The organism is Microbulbifer mixtoriginis (SeqCode) (assembly GCF_052467235.1).
Genome location: NZ_CP174305.1, coordinates 862,033 through 880,000 on the forward strand (window position 1 = coordinate 862,033; position 17,968 = coordinate 880,000).

Genomic DNA, 17,968 nt, shown 5'->3' on the forward strand with positions numbered 1-17,968 from the left:
CGAGTCAAACAAAATGACGCCCGTCTACGCGCCCTCCCCCCTTAATCTCTTTAGTCTTCCGCCAAGGCTGGCAAATTTTCATAGAGTGCCAGAGCCTCTGGGTTGGCGAGAGCTTCTTTATTCTTAACCGCCTTACCATGCACGACATTGCGAACCGCCAACTCAACAATTTTTCCACTAATAGTACGCGGAACATCGGCCACCTGAATCACCTTGGCGGGTACGTGGCGTGGGGTCGTATTAGCGCGAATGGTGGAGCGGATTCTCTGCACCAGATCATCATTCAGCTCTACGCCCTCGCGCAACACCACAAACAGTACAACCCGTACATCGTCTTGCCACTGCTGACCAATACAGATGCTATCAAGCACCTCCTCAACTTTCTCTACCTGGCGATAGATCTCGGCAGTACCAATACGCACGCCACCGGGATTCAGTACCGCATCGGAACGACCGTAAATAATCACTCCTCCATGGGTAGTAATTTCTGCATAGTCGCCGTGTGCCCAAACTCCCGGCCAATTTTCGAAGTAAGCGCTGTTATATTTCGCCCCATCGGGATCATTCCAGAAACCGATCGGCATACAAGGGAAAGATTTGGCACACACGAGCTCCCCCTTCTCTGAAGTTACCGGCTTGCCATCGTCATTCCAGACTTCCACAGCCATGCCCAATCCTCGACACTGAAGTTCTCCCGCATAAACTGGCAACGCAGGGTTACCCAAGGCAAAGCAGGAAATAATATCCGTGCCTCCAGAAATAGAAGACAGGCACAGATCCTCCTTTATATCTCGGTAGACATATAGAAAGCCTTCATGAGCCAGTGGCGAGCCTGTAGACAGTACCACGCGCAGCTTCTCCAATTTGTGGCTTTCGCGGGGCTTACATCCGCTCTTTTCCAAGGCGGCGATATACTTGGCACTGGTGCCAAATACGCTGATGCCCTCCTCATCCGCCATATCCCACAGGCTCCTAGCCTCTGGATAGAAGGGAGAGCCATCGAACAGCACCAGGGTTGCACCACAAGCCAAGCCACTTACCAGCCAGTTCCACATCATCCAGCCACAGGTGGTGAAGTAGAATAGGGAATCCTCACGACGCAAGTCGCAATGCAGGCGATGCTCCTTCAGGTGTTGAAGCAAGGTGCCACCCACCCCGTGCACAATACACTTCGGCACCCCAGTAGTTCCTGAGGAATACATGATGTATAGGGGGTGATCGAAAGCAGTCTGAACAAAGGTAAGCTCGCGCTCAGGTGCTGTGGCTTCGAACTCTTGTAGCAACACCGCTTTATCCAGCGGCTCTGCTGCTAGTACCTGAGCCGCTTTTTCCTGCGAGCGGGCAACAGGCACCACTACCAGCTTCTCAATGGAGTCGATACGGGCCACTATCTCGCGCAATCGCGGCAGGGAATCAATCACTTTGCCGTTGTAGAAGTAACCTTCGCAGGCGATCAGCACCTTCGGTTCTACTTGGCCGAAACGATCAAACACGCCATTGATACCAAAATCCGGCGAACAGGAAGTCCATATAGCGCCAAGACTGGTGGTTGCCAGCATGGCCACTACGGTATCCATCACATTCGGCATAAAGCCAGCTACACGATCCCCTTCGGATATGCCTTGATTGGCCAGGGCTGAAGCCAAGCGTTCTACCCGACCGTACAGCTGCGCGTAGCTGAGCCGGCGGCGGCTGCCATTCTCCAGGCGCTCAACCAAAGCCGTCTTATCGTCGCGGTAGCGCAGCAGGTTTTCGGCAAAATTGAGTCGTGCATCGGGGAACCACTCAGCACCCGGCATGTTGTCGCGGCCCAAGATCTCTTCTCCACGCGCACTGGCCTGCACTTCACAGAAATCCCATAAGTCGCTCCAGAAGACCTCACGCTCTTCTACAGACCACTGGTAAAGCGCACTGTAGCCTTCCAGCTGCAGCTGGTGTTTCACATTAACCAGGCGACGAAACTCATCCATCTGGGTGGCGGCTACGGCCTTGGGGCTCGGTTGCCAAAGGGCTTGTGCGTTGTCCTTCATCTCAGCAGACCTTGTAGATTCATTATTCTTGGTGATTGTTTGACCTTCGCCAGGGCGAAAGCGGCAATCATGCCTTGCCCGACAACTTTAAACTATTTTAATCTTTCGATGGTTTATTAAATAAAACTTAACATTCATAGAATGCATCCGGAGCCATAGTGAGCGCCACCATTAAACAGCTTCGCGCCTTCGTTGTTGTAGCCCGCAGCCACAGTCTGGCGCAGGCCAGTGCCCAATTACACACTTCCCAGCCGGCGCTCTCCGTGGCCATCCGCAATCTGGAAGAGGCCGCTGGAGGCCCCCTATTTAGTCGCGACAGTCGCCAACTGGTCTTGACCCCAGAAGGGCGTGAGTTCCTGGTTCGTGCGGAGCAACTACTTAACAGCTGGGATCAATCACTGGATGCTATACAGCAGCGCTTCCGCCTGGAACGTGGACAACTGCAACTGGCAGTTATCCCCGCTTTCGCCTTAAACCGAGTACCCGCTCTATTAGCTAACTTTCACCTGACATATCCACAAATCAATATTGTGCTGGAAGATGTGGTTATGGAGCGGGTTGTAGAATCTGTACAGGAGGGACGCGCGGAGCTGGGCATTAGCTTTCGCCCGGACGAACTGGGTGGAATGGAGTTCGCACCCATTGAACACGACCGTTTTATCGCAATAATGCCCGAAGAGCACATATTGGCGGAAAAGAAGGCCGTACGCTGGCGCGACTTGGCCGCTCATCCTTTTATATCGATGAACCGTGGATCGGCAGTGCGACGCTGGACGGATACTGCCTTTGACCAGTGTGGACAAGCTGCTCAATATATTTGTGAAGCTAACCAGCTCAGTACTATCGGGCAGCTGGTCAGAGCGGGCATGGGAATCAGTGCTGTACCAAGCCTTTGTGAGGCACAAATGCGAGAGTACGGTTTAATCTGCTTGCCTCTTACCGCGCCGGCGGTAATGCAAGAAGTTGGCGCACTATTTAAAAGCCGCGGTAACCTCTCTGCACCCGCCAGCGCTTTCTTGGAATTACTCACCGGGCAGTAGTCACTACAGGAATAGTCATTTACCCAGAGTGCCAGTAACTATTTACTACTGGTAGCGCGCAGCATCCAGGCAGTTTTTTCATGCACACGCATACGGTCAGATACCAGGGCAATAGTCGATTCATCCTCGCCCTTTTGCGCGGCCTTTAATACATCGCGACAAGTTTTTATTACCTGCTCATGGCCCTTGGTGAGAATTTTCACCATATCTTCTGCTGCGGGAACTTCTACAACTTCTTCAATAGAACTCAGCTGTCCAAAAGCCTGATAGGTGCCCGGTGCAGAAACACCCAAAGTGCGAATTCGCTCTGCAATGTCATCTACCGCCGTAGCCAGTTCGTTGTACTGCTCCTCAAACATCAGGTGTAGTTCACGAAAAAATGGCCCGGTAACATTCCAATGGAAGTTGTGCGTTTGCAGGTATAGAGTGTAGCTATCCGCCAGCAAGTGCTTGAGGCCGCCAGCAATCTTTTCCCTATCCTTTTCACTAATACCAATATCAATTTTTTTCATTAAACAAATCCTTCTTCCAAGACTTTGCCACCGAAATGGTTACACTCCCATTCTGATAGTTTTATGGTTTTACCACAAGCTATCGGGTTGATAGCTTATCTATATAGCCGAGCCAAGTTTATAAGACACTAAAAAGACAAACATATTTACCCTGGCAACTAACTCGGAACATGCCTTGAATCTAGCGGTATCCTGCCCTGGAACAACTGTGTGTCCAAACTGAAAAGTTAATTAATCCGCCAAAAAGGAAAAATAAATAAAACATGTTGGTTATGCATACACTTATAGTGCTAGCACTGTATCAATCTACGGAAAGAAAAATTTAAGAGAAAACAAAGTTAGCTAGGTATTACAAACCTGGCAATTACTATGACTCGGCAGCTGCAAAGTTTGCAGAGCTAAGGTTTCCGTCTCGATTAAGTGCAATTTATTCAAGCTCGATACCGGCAAATCCATCAGGTACTTCATGGCCTCCAGAGCCTGCATACTGCCAACGACCCCCAATGCAGGACCGATCACCCCTGCTGTAGCGCAGTTCTGGACTTCAGCCTGCTCCTGGGGCGGAAACAGGCAGGCATAACAGGGGCCGTTTCCTTCAGAAAAATCAAAACTAATCAGCTGGCCGGAAAACCCCTGCACCGATGCCATTACCACCGGACACCCTGCCTGATAACAAACCCGGTTGATCGTATGGCGGATTTCCAGGTTATCGGTGCAGTCCAACACCAGATCCACCTGTTTTACCTGCTCACGCAGCCAGGATTCATTCGCCATTTGGCTGTGGGGGTGAATGCGAATAGTTGGATTGGCTGCAGCCAATTGTTGTGCAGCCACTATGGCTTTGGATTTTCCCTGGTGATTGGTTTTGTACAAAACCTGGCGCTGTAAATTGGAGAGGTCGATATGATCACCGTCTACCAGGTGCAGCTCTCCAATACCGGCTGCGGCCAGATACATCGCTGCCGGGCTGCCGAGCCCACCTAAACCAACAATCATAATTCGCGCAGAAGACAGCTTTTTCTGTCCCTCTTCACCCACTTGGGGCAACATTATCTGGCGACTGTAACGCTGTAATTCCTTACTACTTAACATGGCTCTACTTCCGCATGCTTTCCTTTCAACAGGACATTAAAATCGGCAACCGCCTGCTTGTAATCTTCCGCTTTAGTAATAGCGCTGACCACGGCGATACTGCCAACACCGCTAGCGATAACCTCACTGGCCCGTTGCATATTAATACCACCAATTGCCACGAGTGGATAATCGGGCAATAGTGCTGCCATTCGCGCAAGTTTCTGCACGCCCTGCAACTGATCCGACATATCCTTGGTGTTGGTCGCATAAATTGCACCAATCGCTAAGTAGCTGGGGCGATAACGATAGGCCAACAGTAATTCATAGAAGCCGTGGGTACTGATACCCAGTTTTAATCCTGCCGCTTGAATTGCCCTCAGATCAGCAGATTGCAAATCCTCCTGGCCCAAATGCACACCGTAGGCGCCGCACTCAATCGCCAACTGCCAGTAATCATTGATAAACAGGCGCAGGTTATACGTCCTGCCAATAGCCACTGCACGCTCAATCTGTGCGCACAGGTCCCCACCCGGATTCTTTATTCGCAACTGTAAAGTACGCACCCCCAGCTCAGCCAGACGCTGCAACCACTCCACCGTATCCACAACCGGATATAAGCCCAATGCTTGAGTATCTGTTTCAGCAAACCCTCGAACAAGAGGTCGGACAGTATCAAAGCCATAATCCAGAGCACGCTCTTCTCCCGGCACCAAAATCTCCGGGAAGTCGATTAAATCCAGGGGCCAGCCACAGTGGCCTACAGGTCCAGCACCAGCGCCGATATGTGCATTATTTCCCCGGCGCAAGCCCCGCTGTACATAGGCTTTACCCACAACGCAGGCATCTCGCAACGGATAGCCCAAAGCGCGACAAGCGGCAATAGCGGAGGACAGGGTGCAGCCAGTGCCATGTGTGCCTGTACTGGACACTTCCCGGCCAATAAACCAATCGGCTTTTTCACCATCCAACAGTAAGTCGGTAACTTCTCCCGCACGCAATTGCGTATGGCCGCCGGTAACTAAAATTGCGGTACCGCCGTGAGCGTGTAACTGACGCGCAGCCTGCACAATAGATTCCGCACCCGTGACACTGGCTCCGGTAAGCCATTCCAATTCATGTAAATTGGGAGTGACCAGATCACACTGTGGCATCAACTGAGCCAACACCGTTGCGGTAATATCCCCTTCGGTGAGCCCGGCTCCGTTGGTAGCAACAGCAACCGGGTCGTAAATAACCGGAACCGGCTGCACCGCTTTCAGCTGGCGCAAGAAATCTGTCACCGCAACAACTTGTTCAGCATTCGCTAGCAGACCGATTTTAATTGCGGCAGGAAATAGATCCCACTGTAAGGCCCACAATTGTGAAGCCAAGACCTCTAGGGAAACTGTATTAATTGCAGTTACTTCCACCGTATTCTGTGCGGTATTGGCCGTGATAACACTGCAACCATGGCAGCCTAGATCGGCAAAAGTCAGCAGGTCCGCCTGAATGCCGGCGCCACCGCCGGAGTCACTGCCGGCAATGGTCCAGACAATTGGCTTTTTCAATTGGAGTTGATCGCGCATAAAAAATACTAATCCTGCAATATGCTCTCTGCCTGCTGCCAGAAAGGCATATCCAGGGTGGGGGTGCTGGGGCTGGCAGTTTGACGCCTGAGCATCAAGCCGGCATTAAAGGCGGCGCGCCCAGATTCCACAGCCAGTTTAAAAGCATTAGCCATCAGCACCGGATCCTGGGCTTTTGCAATCGCGGTATTCAATAACACCGCATCAAAGCCCATCTCCAGTGCTTCTGCCGCCTGTGATGGCGCACCGATTCCGGCGTCAATAATAAGCGGGACATCACTCAGGCGCTCGCGCAGTGTTTGCAGGTTATATTTATTGAGCAGCCCCTGCCCGGTACCGATGGGAGCCCCCCAGGGCATTAATACCTCGCAACCCACATCCAAGAGTTTTCGACACAGCACCAGGTCATCCGTGCAATAAGGCAAAACCTTGAAGCCTAGCTGAATTAATTCCCGCGCAGCTTCTACCAAACCAAAGGGGTCTGGCTGCAAATTGTAATCATCGCCAATCACCTCCAGCTTGAGCCAATCGGTCTGGAAAATTTCCTGGGACATTTTTGCCAGCTCCACCGCTTCTCGCGGCGATTTACAACCGGCAGTATTGGGCAACAGCTGACAGCCGGACTCGCGAATATAATCCCAAAATCGATTGTCCTGCTGCTGTGCCGGATTTTGCCGGCGCAAAGACAAAGTAATAATTTCTGAAGCTGAAGCTTGCACGGATTCGCGCATAATCGCTGGGGAGGGATACAGGGCGGTGCCCACCAAAAGTCGGCTGTTAAATGTTTTTCCGTAAAGTGTTAATAGATCGCTCACCTTTACCCCCCCACTACCGGAGCAACAATATCCAGGCTATCGCCGTTATTTATCTGTGTACTGCTATATTCCGTACGGGGAATAAATCCACCGTTGATCGCAACGGCAAACGTTTCTCCGCGATAGCCGAGCTGCTGTAAAAGCACAGAGAGTTTTAGCGGGGATTCAAGGCTCTGTGTTTCCCCATTAATTAGTACCTGCATCAAACCCCCTGTAACAGTTGTTGTGCCACTTGATTCTCCACTTGCTCCACTACTGCCGGCGCTAAAAGATAACCGTGACGGTAGAGACCATTCACTCGAATCAGCCCATACTCGCCGTGGATATAAGGCATATTATCCATAGTGGCGGGGCGACAATTTACGCGGGTCTCAACAATACGAGCCTCGGCAAAAGCCGGGTTGAGGGAGTAAAGCGCGGAAGAGAGTTCCATACTGGAGCGCACGGAAATGGGCGACAGATCTTCGCTCTCAATTTCTGTGGCGCCGATTACAGTGCGTCCATCGCTACGGGGTACAGCGTAGAGCTTATAGCGTGGGTGGAGCAGGCGCACTGGACGCTGCAAAACCACTTCCCGGGATTCCACCACCATCACCTCACCACGGACACCGCGTAAGCCTTCAATCTGCCCCTTGGCACCGAGACCACGGCAGTCGATCACGCAATCAAATTGTTCGCGCTCCGAGTTCACAGAGATATACCCGGCTTCGCAAGTTGCCTTGCTGTGCTCTCGCAGAGTGACTGCACCTCGGTGCAATACGCTGAGTAACGCGGGCAATAGGCGGTGATTATTGATATCCGCCTCACCCCGCAGGTAAAGCCCTTGTTCAAAGCCATGTAAGCAAGGCTCTAATTTCGCTAAAGTATTGCTATCGAGGGGCTGCACCTGCACCCTGGCAGACTCGCCAAGCTTACCCTGTAGTTCCCGCAGGAATTGCAGCAGCTCACTTCTGTCCTTGCCGTGAGCCACCAGGACTGAGCCCGCCCTGCGGTATTCCACGTCCTGCCCGCTCTGCTCCTCCAGCTGACGGGCCCACTCAGGCCAAAGCTCAAGACTTTTTAACCCCAGGCTATAAATGTGTTTGTTAGTGTGTACCAGCTCCGATAAAGGCGAGATCATTCCCGCAGCTGTCCAACAGGCTCCGCCTTTTGATTCCGATAAGTTACCGGCCTCAAACAGGGTGATATCTACATCAAGCTGGCAGAGCCTCCAGGCGAGTAATCGCCCCAACAGGCCGCCACCGGCAATAGCCACCTTAGCTTTAGTTTTGTTTGACACAGCTTACCTATCTTCACAATTCCAATTGGATACCAGCGATAGCAAGCTCCTTTTACATCACTGTATTTCTAATATGTTGGGGGAGTTACCCTCCCCCAACACCCGATCAGCCCTTGTGATAAATCTCGCTGCCCATATCCTTAAATTTAACTGCCATCTCTTCCATCCCGCGTTCCGCCTCCTGTTTGGCTGCGTAATCGCGCACATCCTGGGTAATCTTCATAGAACAGAATTTAGGCCCACACATGGAGCAGAAATGCGCTACCTTGCCGGATTCCTTCGGCAGGGTTTCATCGTGATAAGAGCGTGCGCGCTCCGGGTCCAAACCGAGATTGAATTGGTCTTCCCAGCGAAATTCAAAGCGGGCTTTTGACAGGGCGTCATCGCGCTTCTGTGCCCGCGGATGCCCTTTGGCCAAGTCTGCGGCATGAGCCGCAATCTTATAGGCCATCAGACCTTCTTTAACATCCTCTTTATTGGGTAGGCCCAGGTGCTCTTTGGGGGTCACATAGCAGAGCATGGCGCAACCGTAAGTGCCGATAAGTGCAGCGCCGATGCCGGAAGTAATGTGGTCGTAGCCTGGAGCAATATCCGTGGTCAATGGACCTAGAGTGTAGAAAGGTGCGCCGTGGCAGTGCTTCAGCTGCTCATCCATATTTTCTTTGATCTTATGGATAGCCACATGACCGGGGCCTTCGATCATCGTCTGAACATCGTGCTTCCAGGCAACTTCGGTTAATTCACCAAGCGTATACAGCTCACCGAACTGAGCTTCATCATTGGCATCGGCAATAGAGCCCGGACGCAGGCCATCACCAAGGCTAAAGCTCACATCATAAGCTTTCATAATCTCGCAGATTTCCTCAAAGTGGGTATAGAGGAAATTCTCCTTGTGATGAGCGAGACACCATTTCGCCATGATGGAACCACCACGAGACACTATCCCGGTCATTCTTTTGGCTGTGAGTGGTACATAGCGCAAGAGCACGCCGGCATGAATAGTGAAATAATCCACTCCCTGTTCCGCTTGCTCAATCAAGGTATCTCGGAAAACATCCCAGTTGAGGTCTTCAGCAATTCCATTTACTTTTTCCAATGCTTGGTAAATGGGTACGGTACCAATGGGGACTGGTGAGTTGCGCAGAATCCACTCGCGAGTTTCGTGGATATTGGCTCCGGTAGACAGATCCATTACCGTATCTGCCCCCCACTTGGTAGACCAAACCAGTTTTTCCACTTCCTCTTCAATGGAAGAAGTCACAGCGGAATTGCCGATATTTGCATTCACCTTACACAGAAAGTTGCGCCCGATAATCATCGGCTCCACTTCCGGGTGATTAATATTCGCTGGGAGAATTGCGCGTCCTTCTGCAACTTCCCTACGAACAAATTCCGGCGTGATTTGTTCCGGGATGTAAATACCATCACGTGCTTTTTGGTATTCACTCTCACTCATCTCCGCCGCTAACTTTACGCGTCCCATATTTTCGCGGACTGCGACAAACTCCATCTCCGGCGTGATAACGCCACGGCGGGCATAGTGCATTTGCGATACATTACTTCCCGGCTTAGCTCGGCGCGGACTGGGAAGCTTTTCGAAGCGAATGTGGTCCAGCCCCTGGGCCGCCATACGCTGCTGACTATAGGCCGCCTGACGGGAGTCCAGCTGCTCAGTATCTCCTCGTGCCTCTATCCAGCCTTTGCGTAGCTTGGGCAGACCTTGGCGTACATCGACTTTAAAATTGGGCTCTGAATATGGCCCGGAGGTATCGTATACGGTGAGAGGCACGTTGGGTTCTAAAATAGGGTTATCGGCATCCCCACCTACCACACTATCCCCAAGACAAATCTGGCGAGCGCCAACCTGGATACCAGGGGTTTCACTAGGCAAAAACACCTTGCGCGAATTGGGAAAAGACTGAACCGTGAGATTCTCAAGAAATTCTTTAGCGGAATCGCGACTGGCAGCGCGGGAGGACTTTCCGGCTTTACCGGATTGTTCAATGATCTCAGACATGCGTAACCTTAAAACTTGGGAATTTAAAGGTCGCAGCATCCAGGGCAGTTACAAAGAGAAAAGACGCCAAAATGTAAAAAACAGGCGACTTCAGATCTTGTTCCCTACGCGGGGGTTACCCCGATCAGGTTCAACGGATCTCGCAACAGCGATCTCAGCCCACAGGCACTCCGACAAGTAATGCGCAGTATAGAGGAAGCCATCGAATATGAATAGGTGGTCTATCAAAGAGCCGTATCTAGGTCTAACAACAACCATCATTTGAGGTGAAACCAAAATCACTTAATGTTCTCGACGACAGAATTTCAACATGCTTCAACTTATTAAAATCTGACCAACTAGTCTAGCGCATTCACAGTAGCACCTCTCACCCACCAACCTAAACTCCTCAGGTTCACCGATATAGCTTTAAAACAATAACTATCTACGACGAGAGTCGGTGTGGGAGAAATCACAATGTGGAAAAGATACGGAGTTATAGCAGTCTTTTTTTTAAGTGTTATGTCGCTGCCATCAGTGATGGCAGCCCCGTCAAAATCTGTCGCTGCAGGAGACAGCATTACCATGGCATTCGGTGCAGACTGTACACGCAATAAGTATTTTTGGGACCTATTTTGCCTCCTGGGTGGAGATCAACCGGAACACTCTTGGTTTGATGGTGACAATAATTCTGTAGAAAGTATTTACGATAGATATAAAATTATTTCACCCAATATCGCTGCAAATAAAAAAGCGGCTGAATCCGGTGCCGAGATGCGTGGAGGTAATAAGAATTTTGCAGTGCAGGCCGATCGCATTTTGGCTCAAACCAATGTGGCAGATCATGTTGAAATCGTTCTTGGCGGGAATGACATCTGCAACCGAGATTGTGCCGATCCAGCCAACTGTAATAACCCACTATATACCGACAATGAATGGCGCTCAGCTGTTCAAGCCGGCTTGGATAAACTCGTCGACGGCCTTCCCAATGGCTCCACCATTCTGCTCGGATCTGTACCTAGGGTACAGGATCTTCGTGGAGCAGGCCTGGAAAAGCAGGCGGAAAACTCCCGAGTAGACTGTGAAAACGTTTGGTCAACATTTGGTATCTGCCGAATTGCAACCAACGGCGGTATCATGAACGGAGAGGACTTCACCACCCGCTATAATGCGATTACTGCAGCCCAGCGGCGTTACAACGAGATTCTTGCCGAGGAAGCCGAAAGTTACAATGGTGTTAATGGTGTTGAGGTTATAGCGGAATACACTGGTGAAGATGAGGTAAATGCTGGGACTTTCCAGTTTGGAAAGGACGATGTGGGTGGTGGAGACTGTTTCCATCCCAGTGTACAAGGCCAAAATATCGTTGCCGATATCTTTTGGCAGGGTAATCCCGATAAGTAAATAACTTCCCTAATCGGTGAACATTGGGCTCTCTGACTAGAGCTTTCATGAGAGCCCAAGTTTATCTCACAGCCTAAACTATTCTCTTTCTGTGTTTGAATTTTTCTCAAAGTAGCTAAACTCTTCAACTACATACTGTATACGTTGTGGTAGTCCCTTTCTCATAAAGACCACATCAATAAGCTGGCCACTAGAAAGCGCATCCCACAATTTATTTTGACCGCTATGTACCCAACTATCATTCACTCTCAGTAATACATCATTTTCTTGAAAACCCAAGGCAGTGAAGAACTCATTATCTGCGACACCTTCAAGTCGCATCAAATGGTGTCCCTCAACTTCCAATTCGGCCTTGGTAAACTTAGCCTCCAAAGCCTGTCGCTGCTCCAAGTGACGACTTAACCAAGCCTGCCCTAGAGTCAGCACACCAGAAGAGGCTATCAACTTGCGGGTTCCAGGGCCCAATGGCTGCTCTATACGTCGCTTCAACTCCTCACTTTGTCCATGAATGTAGGTGAGTAAAACCTCAGCGCCCTCTCTCCCCTTTAAGGGTAACTTTTCCAGTCCGCCTCTACTCTCTATCACTGCGAAATTAGAGTGGATGCGCAACAATAAAATATTGTCTGAAATTTTTTGCCCTGCACTGAAATACTCCGCAGTAGCTTCCTTTACTGCAATCAAAGCTTTCGACTTACCTTCTACAGTTGATTCGCTAACCCCCAGTAACATTAGTGGCAATCTGGTAGCCGGTAGATTTCTATCATCAATCGTTTCGCTATCCTTCCATCTATACTTTTCTTTTGATTTTATCCCCATAGATTGCAGTTCTTTATCCACCCAAAAAGCATACTGCTCAAAGTTACGCGCCCCTTTCAGATACAACCCATTAATAAAAATGACCGGTACATTTTTAAGACCAAGATCTAGTGCACGATCCCGGGACCCTACTACGGAATCTTTTGGGCTATCACTGGATAAGCAATCTTCAAAAAGATGAATATCTAATTGCAATTGCTTGGCCAACTGAAGGTAAGTATCACTATCAAACTCAGGAGTTAGAACATACAAGGCATCGTGATACTCCCAAAATTTATTCTGCACCGCCGCACAACGCGCTGCAGATGCAGCTTGAATTCCTTCACGATGAAATTTAAGCGGAAAATCAAAGTGCGTTTGACGAACCCAACCCTTATAAACCTCTAGTAGACGGCGTATTACAGGCTGTATCGTTTTGCAATGTGGAGACTGGTAAGAACAATACATCTCCAAGGTGACTGGAGCATCCTGATTACCCCTAATAAATTTAGAACTCTCGGGCAATTGAATTCGTGGCGGCTCGGGCAACTTCAGATAAATCTCTATATCATCCCTCTTCGAACTAAAATTAGCTTTTTCATTCACCAAGGCATCCAGCCTAGCCAAACGCAAATTATATTTTTGCTCTGCAATATCATAAAAAAACAGCTGTAAATCATTATCCAACTCCTGCAATGTAATATTATTACTGCCAATACGCGCCACCACTTCAGAGCCAACACCTGGTTTAGGACTCCGCAAGCCCTCTTTTCCTTCTTCTGTACACGAAGAAACAACACAGGTAAAAATAACCAATATAATCAGCCGAAATCTCAGCTTAAAATTTTTCATTATAATCCCCCTGTCTTCCATGCCGATCCTAACAAGCTCACGACCTGCGACCTAACAATTACAAAATAAGCGCCAAAATCACCCTAAAATTGGGATCCTTGTTCATTTACCTGTCAGAAATTTCTTTATGGATCTACATCTATCTGGACAGATGTGTTTAGCGCCATCACTGATAATACCTTCGGCTAACACCTGCAAAACTGATCGACATTTAATGAGAAACTGGCCAGCTTCCCAGATTAAAAATTTATCTTATTTAAACCTTGGCTGAAAAATTATCTATGAATAAGATTCATATAAGTGTTTCAGAACATATAACTTCCTATTTTTAAAATGAAGGGATTAAATTTATATTTGGAATCCCCTCAGAAAAAATATACGCTTTATCGATGTAAAAAATAGCTCCCTCTTACGATTTGTTTTCGTTTATCAGAACAAACCGTTTTATTTATGACAGTTATGTATGGCCTGGCAACTGGGAACGCCGGTGCCTGCTATGGAACACTTGGACCAGAAACCACTAATATGCTAGTGGAAATCGCGGATACGTAAGCGGATAGCACACCTCTCGTGCCCATCAGTGCTCAAGCTGGTATCGAGGGGCTTTATAAAGAAACGTCTCAATATATTGCTCTAGTAAAGATGCTTGAGCTCATCACCAAGTCATCAAAAATGATTATAAATCCAGAATTCACTTCCGAGCTGGTACGTGCAGCTTTCTAAACCTCATAGGAGGATCAGCCAGGAGCCTGTTATCTATGTGCTCCCGAAGACATTTTTCCCTTGTGTCATGGCACGGTTTGAGCCAATACCCAAGGTGCCTTGATTCAATTCACTAAGGCTCAAAAATGGATAGAGCTGTGTATAACTCAGGGATATCCACGCTCAGGCCCCTGTTTCCGCGGAGGCCTTTTCAACGGGTAAAAAAACACCAGCCATTTATCCACTTTCCAGCGCTTGGCGTTATTAACAGAAAGTCTGGATAGACTTGTGCATAACTGCGGTATATCCGCGCCAGGCCCCGTGGTTGCACAGGTTCATTAAAACGTGCAAAAAATCACCGGTATTTTCATTGGTATTTCTGCGCCGTTTTTTTCAACGCAATAATTTTTCTAGGCTAAAGAGCACTTTTTAATTTCAGGTGTTTTTGTGGTGGTGCTTGGGGTGCAGATTAAATAAAGCGCGTTATTTTTTTGTATTTCCATTTTTTCCTTACAGAAAAAATCTAAGAAAGCGCTTTATTTATAGGAGGGAAGGCTCCTCAGAACTTTTTAGAGCCTGCGCTTGTTTAATTGGCTTTTACCGAGTTGGATTTTTCGGCGGGAGTGTTGCGAGTAAAAATTCGATTCGGCTTTTTATTTTTTCTGTATTTTGAATTTATTTTTTTATTCTCTGTTTTTATTTTTTGATGCATTCAATATTTTTTTTGCCCATAAAAAAAGGGCCACCCTATTGGGTGGCCCTTTCGGATTAGAAGCCTGACGATGACCTACTCTCACATGGGGAAGCCCCACACTACCATCGGCGATGTTGCGTTTCACTTCTGAGTTCGGCAAGGGATCAGGTGGTTCCACAACTCTATTGTCGTCAGGCAAACTGGCTTGGGTTGGCGTTGGTCTTATAAGCAATCTGCTTGGCCTGCCGTGTTATCGCTGTTTGCCTCGGTCTGTTGACCGGCGATAACCCCAAATAAGTCGGTAAAACAATCTGTAGTAATACACCGCAAGCGATCATTGTGTGTCTTTCATTCCACAATCCGCTAGCTTAGCTAGTCGTTAGTAACCATCTCTGTTGTATGGTCAAGCCGCACGGGCAATTAGTACTGGTTAGCTCAACGCCTCACAACGCTTCCACACCCAGCCTATCAACGTGGTAGTCTTCCACGGCCCTTTAGGACTCTCAAGGAGTCAGGGAAATCTAATCTTGAAGGAGGCTTCCCGCTTAGATGCTTTCAGCGGTTATCCCGTCCGAACATAGCTACCGGGCAATGCCACTGGCGTGACAACCCGAACACCAGAGGTTCGTTCACTCCGGTCCTCTCGTACTAGGAGCAACTCTTCTCAAATTTCCAACGCCCACGGCAGATAGGGACCGAACTGTCTCACGACGTTCTAAACCCAGCTCGCGTACCACTTTAAATGGCGAACAGCCATACCCTTGGGACCGGCTTCAGCCCCAGGATGTGATGAGCCGACATCGAGGTGCCAAACACCGCCGTCGATGTGAACTCTTGGGCGGTATCAGCCTGTTATCCCCGGAGTACCTTTTATCCGTTGAGCGATGGCCCTTCCATACAGAACCACCGGATCACTATGACCTACTTTCGTACCTGCTCGACATGTCTGTCTCGCAGTCAAGCGCACTTATACCATTATGCTCATTGCATGATTTCCGACCATGCTGAGTGCACCTTCGTACTCCTCCGTTACTCTTTGGGAGGAGACCGCCCCAGTCAAACTACCCACCATACACTGTCCTCGATCCGGATAACGGACCAGAGTTAGAACCTCAAACATACCAGGGTGGTATTTCAAGGACGGCTCCACAGTAACTAGCGTTACTGCTTCAAAGCCTCCCACCTATCCTACACAAGTAGGCTCAAAGTTCAGTGCAAAGCTGTAGTAAAGGTTCACGGGGTCTTTCCGTCTAGCCGCGGGTACACTGCATCTTAACAGCGATTTCAATTTCACTGAGTCTCTGGTGGAGACAGCGTGGCCATCGTTACGCCATTCGTGCAGGTCGGAACTTACCCGACAAGGAATTTCGCTACCTTAGGACCGTTATAGTTACGGCCGCCGTTTACCGGGGCTTCGATCAAGAGCTTCGCCGAAGCTAACCCCATCAATTAACCTTCCGGCACCGGGCAGGCGTCACACCCTATACGTCCTCTTACGAGTTTGCAGAGTGCTATGTTTTTAATAAACAGTCGCAGCCACCTGGTCACTTCGACCGGCCTCAGCTTAGGGAGCAAGTCCCATCACCAAAACCGGCGTACCTTCTCCCGAAGTTACGGTACCATTTTGCCTAGTTCCTTCACCAGAGTTCTCTCAAGCGCCTTGGTATTCTCTACCTGACCACCTGTGTCGGTTTAGAGTACGATTCACTATTGCCTGAAGCTTAGAAGTTTTTCCTGGAAGCAGGGCATCAACCACTTCACCCACTAAGTGGGCTTCGTCATCAGTTCTCAGCCTTAGGGACCCGGATTTGCCTAAGTCCCCAGCCTACAACCTTAAACATGGACAACCAATCGCCATGCCGGCCTAGCCTTCTCCGTCACTCCGTCGCAGCAATAGCGAGTACAGGAATATTAACCTGTTTCCCATCGACTACGGCTTTCGCCCTCGCCTTAGGGGTCGACTAACCCTGTCCCGATTAGCGTTGGACAGGAACCCTTGGTCTTCCGGCGGGGAGGTTTTTCACCTCCCTTGTCGTTACTCATGTCAGCATTCGCACTTGTGATACCTCCAGCAGACCTCCCGATCCACCTTCAACGGCTTACACAACGCTCCTCTACCATGCTCCTAAGAGCATCCGCAGCTTCGGTTACCAGTTTTAGCCCCGGTATATCTTCCGCGCAGGCCGACTCGACTAGTGAGCTATTACGCTTTCTTTAAAGGATGGCTGCTTCTAAGCCAACCTCCTAGCTGTCTGGGCCTTCCCACATCGTTTCCCACTTAACTGGTATTTGGGACCTTAGCTGGCGGTCTGGGTTGTTTCCCTTTCCACGACGGACGTTAGCACCCGCCGTGTGTCTCCCGCGATTGCACTCCTCGGTATTCGGAGTTTGCATGGGGTTGGTAAGTCGGGATGACCCCCTAGCCCAAACAGTGCTCTACCCCCGAGGGTGAGACGCGAGGCGCTACCTAAATAGCTTTCGAGGAGAACCAGCTATCTCCCGGCTTGATTAGCCTTTCACTCCGATCCACAGGTCATCCCCTAATTTTTCAACATTAGTGGGTTCGGTCCTCCAGTTGATGTTACTCAACCTTCAACCTGCCCATGGATAGATCGCCGGGTTTCGGGTCTATTGCCTGCAACTAAACGCCCTATTAAGACTCGATTTCTCTACGGCTCCCCTAAGCGGTTAACCTTGCTACAGACAATAAGTCGCTGACCCATTATACAAAAGGTACGCAGTCACCCCGAAGGGCTCCTACTGCTTGTACGTATACGGTTTCAGGTTCTATTTCACTCCCCTCTCCGGGGTTCTTTTCGCCTTTCCCTCACGGTACTGGTTCACTATCGGTCAGCTGGGAGTATTTAGCCTTGGAGGATGGTCCCCCCATATTCAGTCAAGATAACACGTGTCCCGACCTACTCGATTTCACTCTAAATGCCTTTTCGTGTACGGGGCTATCACCCTGTATCGCGGTACTTTCCAGAACCTTCCACTAAAACATAAAGAGCTTAAGGGCTAATCCCCTTTCGCTCGCCGCTACTCAGGGAATCTCGGTTGATTTCTTTTCCTCCGGGTACTTAGATGTTTCAGTTCCCCGGGTTCGCCTCCATAACCTATGTATTCAGTTATGGATACCTGTAAAACAGGTGGGTTTCCCCATTCGGACATTCTAGGATCAAAGCTTGTGTGCCAGCTCCCCTAGACTTT

12 protein-coding genes, 2 rRNA genes and 1 riboswitch (1 of these 15 cut by a window edge) are annotated in these 17,968 nt (G+C 49.5%); of the genes, 3 read left to right on the forward strand and 11 right to left on the reverse strand.

Annotated elements, in window-relative coordinates; translation table 11 throughout:
- Nucleotides 1-50: 50 nt before the first annotated feature.
- Nucleotides 51-2,030, reverse strand: coding sequence for an acetoacetate--CoA ligase (locus tag ACJJIO_RS03825; protein WP_444910194.1), 1,980 nt, complete (start codon nt 2,028-2,030; stop codon nt 51-53).
- A 158-nt stretch (nt 2,031-2,188) separates the two neighbouring features.
- Here ACJJIO_RS03825 and ACJJIO_RS03830 point away from each other — a divergent pair, with 158 nt between their 5' ends.
- Nucleotides 2,189-3,070 carry a LysR family transcriptional regulator gene (locus ACJJIO_RS03830; RefSeq protein ID WP_444910195.1) on the forward strand — a complete coding sequence of 294 codons (882 nt, stop codon included), beginning with the start codon at nt 2,189-2,191 and terminating at the stop codon, nt 3,068-3,070.
- A 38-nt stretch (nt 3,071-3,108) separates the two neighbouring features.
- On the opposite strand, the gene ACJJIO_RS03835 is transcribed toward ACJJIO_RS03830, so the two are convergent.
- The 7 genes from ACJJIO_RS03835 to thiC form a co-directional block, all read right to left on the reverse strand.
- Nucleotides 3,109-3,582: a Dps family protein gene (locus tag ACJJIO_RS03835; RefSeq protein WP_252082742.1), complete on the reverse strand. Its 474-nt coding sequence runs from the start codon at nt 3,580-3,582 to the stop codon at nt 3,109-3,111.
- A 342-nt stretch (nt 3,583-3,924) separates the two neighbouring features.
- Complete coding sequence (locus ACJJIO_RS03840) at nt 3,925-4,674, reverse strand: HesA/MoeB/ThiF family protein (RefSeq protein ID WP_444910196.1); 750 nt, start codon at nt 4,672-4,674, stop codon at nt 3,925-3,927.
- Nucleotides 4,668-6,221, reverse strand: coding sequence for a thiamine phosphate synthase (gene thiE, locus ACJJIO_RS03845; RefSeq protein WP_444910197.1), 1,554 nt, complete (start codon nt 6,219-6,221; stop codon nt 4,668-4,670). The genes ACJJIO_RS03840 and thiE overlap by 7 nt, the downstream gene beginning before the upstream one ends.
- Before the next feature lie 8 nt (nt 6,222-6,229).
- Nucleotides 6,230-7,036 carry a thiazole synthase gene (locus tag ACJJIO_RS03850; RefSeq protein WP_108734076.1) on the reverse strand — a complete coding sequence of 269 codons (807 nt, stop codon included), beginning with the start codon at nt 7,034-7,036 and terminating at the stop codon, nt 6,230-6,232.
- Nucleotides 7,037-7,038: 2 nt separating this feature from the next.
- Nucleotides 7,039-7,239 carry a sulfur carrier protein ThiS gene (gene thiS / locus ACJJIO_RS03855; RefSeq protein ID WP_444910198.1) on the reverse strand — a complete coding sequence of 67 codons (201 nt, stop codon included), beginning with the start codon at nt 7,237-7,239 and terminating at the stop codon, nt 7,039-7,041.
- The gene (gene thiO, locus ACJJIO_RS03860; protein ID WP_444910199.1) at nt 7,239-8,315 is read right to left on the reverse strand and encodes a glycine oxidase ThiO; all 1,077 of its coding nucleotides are present in this window, start codon (nt 8,313-8,315) and stop codon (nt 7,239-7,241) included. The genes thiS and thiO overlap by 1 nt, the downstream gene beginning before the upstream one ends.
- Before the next feature lie 106 nt (nt 8,316-8,421).
- On the reverse strand, nt 8,422-10,332 hold the full coding sequence (gene thiC, locus ACJJIO_RS03865) for a phosphomethylpyrimidine synthase ThiC (protein WP_444910200.1): 1,911 nt from the start codon (nt 10,330-10,332) through the stop codon (nt 8,422-8,424).
- 84 nt (nt 10,333-10,416) lie between these two features.
- Nucleotides 10,417-10,515, reverse strand: a riboswitch (TPP riboswitch).
- Nucleotides 10,516-10,788: 273 nt separating this feature from the next.
- Here thiC and ACJJIO_RS03870 point away from each other — a divergent pair.
- A complete protein-coding gene (locus ACJJIO_RS03870; RefSeq protein WP_444884140.1) occupies nt 10,789-11,715 on the forward strand; it encodes an SGNH/GDSL hydrolase family protein in 927 nt (308 codons plus the stop codon).
- A gap of 78 nt (nt 11,716-11,793) precedes the next feature.
- On the opposite strand, the gene ACJJIO_RS03875 is transcribed toward ACJJIO_RS03870, so the two are convergent.
- Nucleotides 11,794-13,362: a thioredoxin domain-containing protein gene (locus ACJJIO_RS03875; protein ID WP_444910201.1), complete on the reverse strand. Its 1,569-nt coding sequence runs from the start codon at nt 13,360-13,362 to the stop codon at nt 11,794-11,796.
- Nucleotides 13,363-13,776: 414 nt separating this feature from the next.
- On the opposite strand from ACJJIO_RS03875, the gene ACJJIO_RS03880 reads away from it, so the two are divergent.
- Entirely contained in the window at nt 13,777-13,914 is a 138-nt protein-coding gene (locus tag ACJJIO_RS03880; RefSeq protein WP_444910973.1) for a thiamine pyrophosphate-binding protein, read from the forward strand.
- Nucleotides 13,915-14,838: 924 nt separating this feature from the next.
- Here ACJJIO_RS03880 and rrf read toward each other — a convergent pair.
- Nucleotides 14,839-14,954, reverse strand: a 5S ribosomal RNA gene (gene rrf, locus ACJJIO_RS03885).
- 203 nt (nt 14,955-15,157) lie between these two features.
- Nucleotides 15,158-17,968 (reverse strand): 23S ribosomal RNA (locus ACJJIO_RS03890) (it continues 71 nt past the right edge of the window).

What these genes read in the sequence shown, in the direction of transcription:
- ACJJIO_RS03835 (WP_252082742.1), bottom strand. Translation starts at nt 3,582, where the DNA reads ATGAAAAAAATTGATATTGGTATTAGTGAAAAGGATAGGGAAAAGATT.
- thiS (WP_444910198.1), bottom strand. Translation starts at nt 7,239, where the DNA reads ATGCAGGTACTAATTAATGGGGAAACACAGAGCCTTGAATCCCCGCTA.
- ACJJIO_RS03825 (WP_444910194.1), bottom strand. Translation starts at nt 2,030, where the DNA reads ATGAAGGACAACGCACAAGCCCTTTGGCAACCGAGCCCCAAGGCCGTA.
- thiC (WP_444910200.1), bottom strand. Translation starts at nt 10,332, where the DNA reads ATGTCTGAGATCATTGAACAATCCGGTAAAGCCGGAAAGTCCTCCCGC.
- ACJJIO_RS03870 (WP_444884140.1), top strand. Translation starts at nt 10,789, where the DNA reads ATGTGGAAAAGATACGGAGTTATAGCAGTCTTTTTTTTAAGTGTTATG.
- ACJJIO_RS03840 (WP_444910196.1), bottom strand. Translation starts at nt 4,674, where the DNA reads ATGTTAAGTAGTAAGGAATTACAGCGTTACAGTCGCCAGATAATGTTG.
- ACJJIO_RS03875 (WP_444910201.1), bottom strand. Translation starts at nt 13,362, where the DNA reads ATGAAAAATTTTAAGCTGAGATTTCGGCTGATTATATTGGTTATTTTT.
- thiE (WP_444910197.1), bottom strand. Translation starts at nt 6,221, where the DNA reads ATGCGCGATCAACTCCAATTGAAAAAGCCAATTGTCTGGACCATTGCC.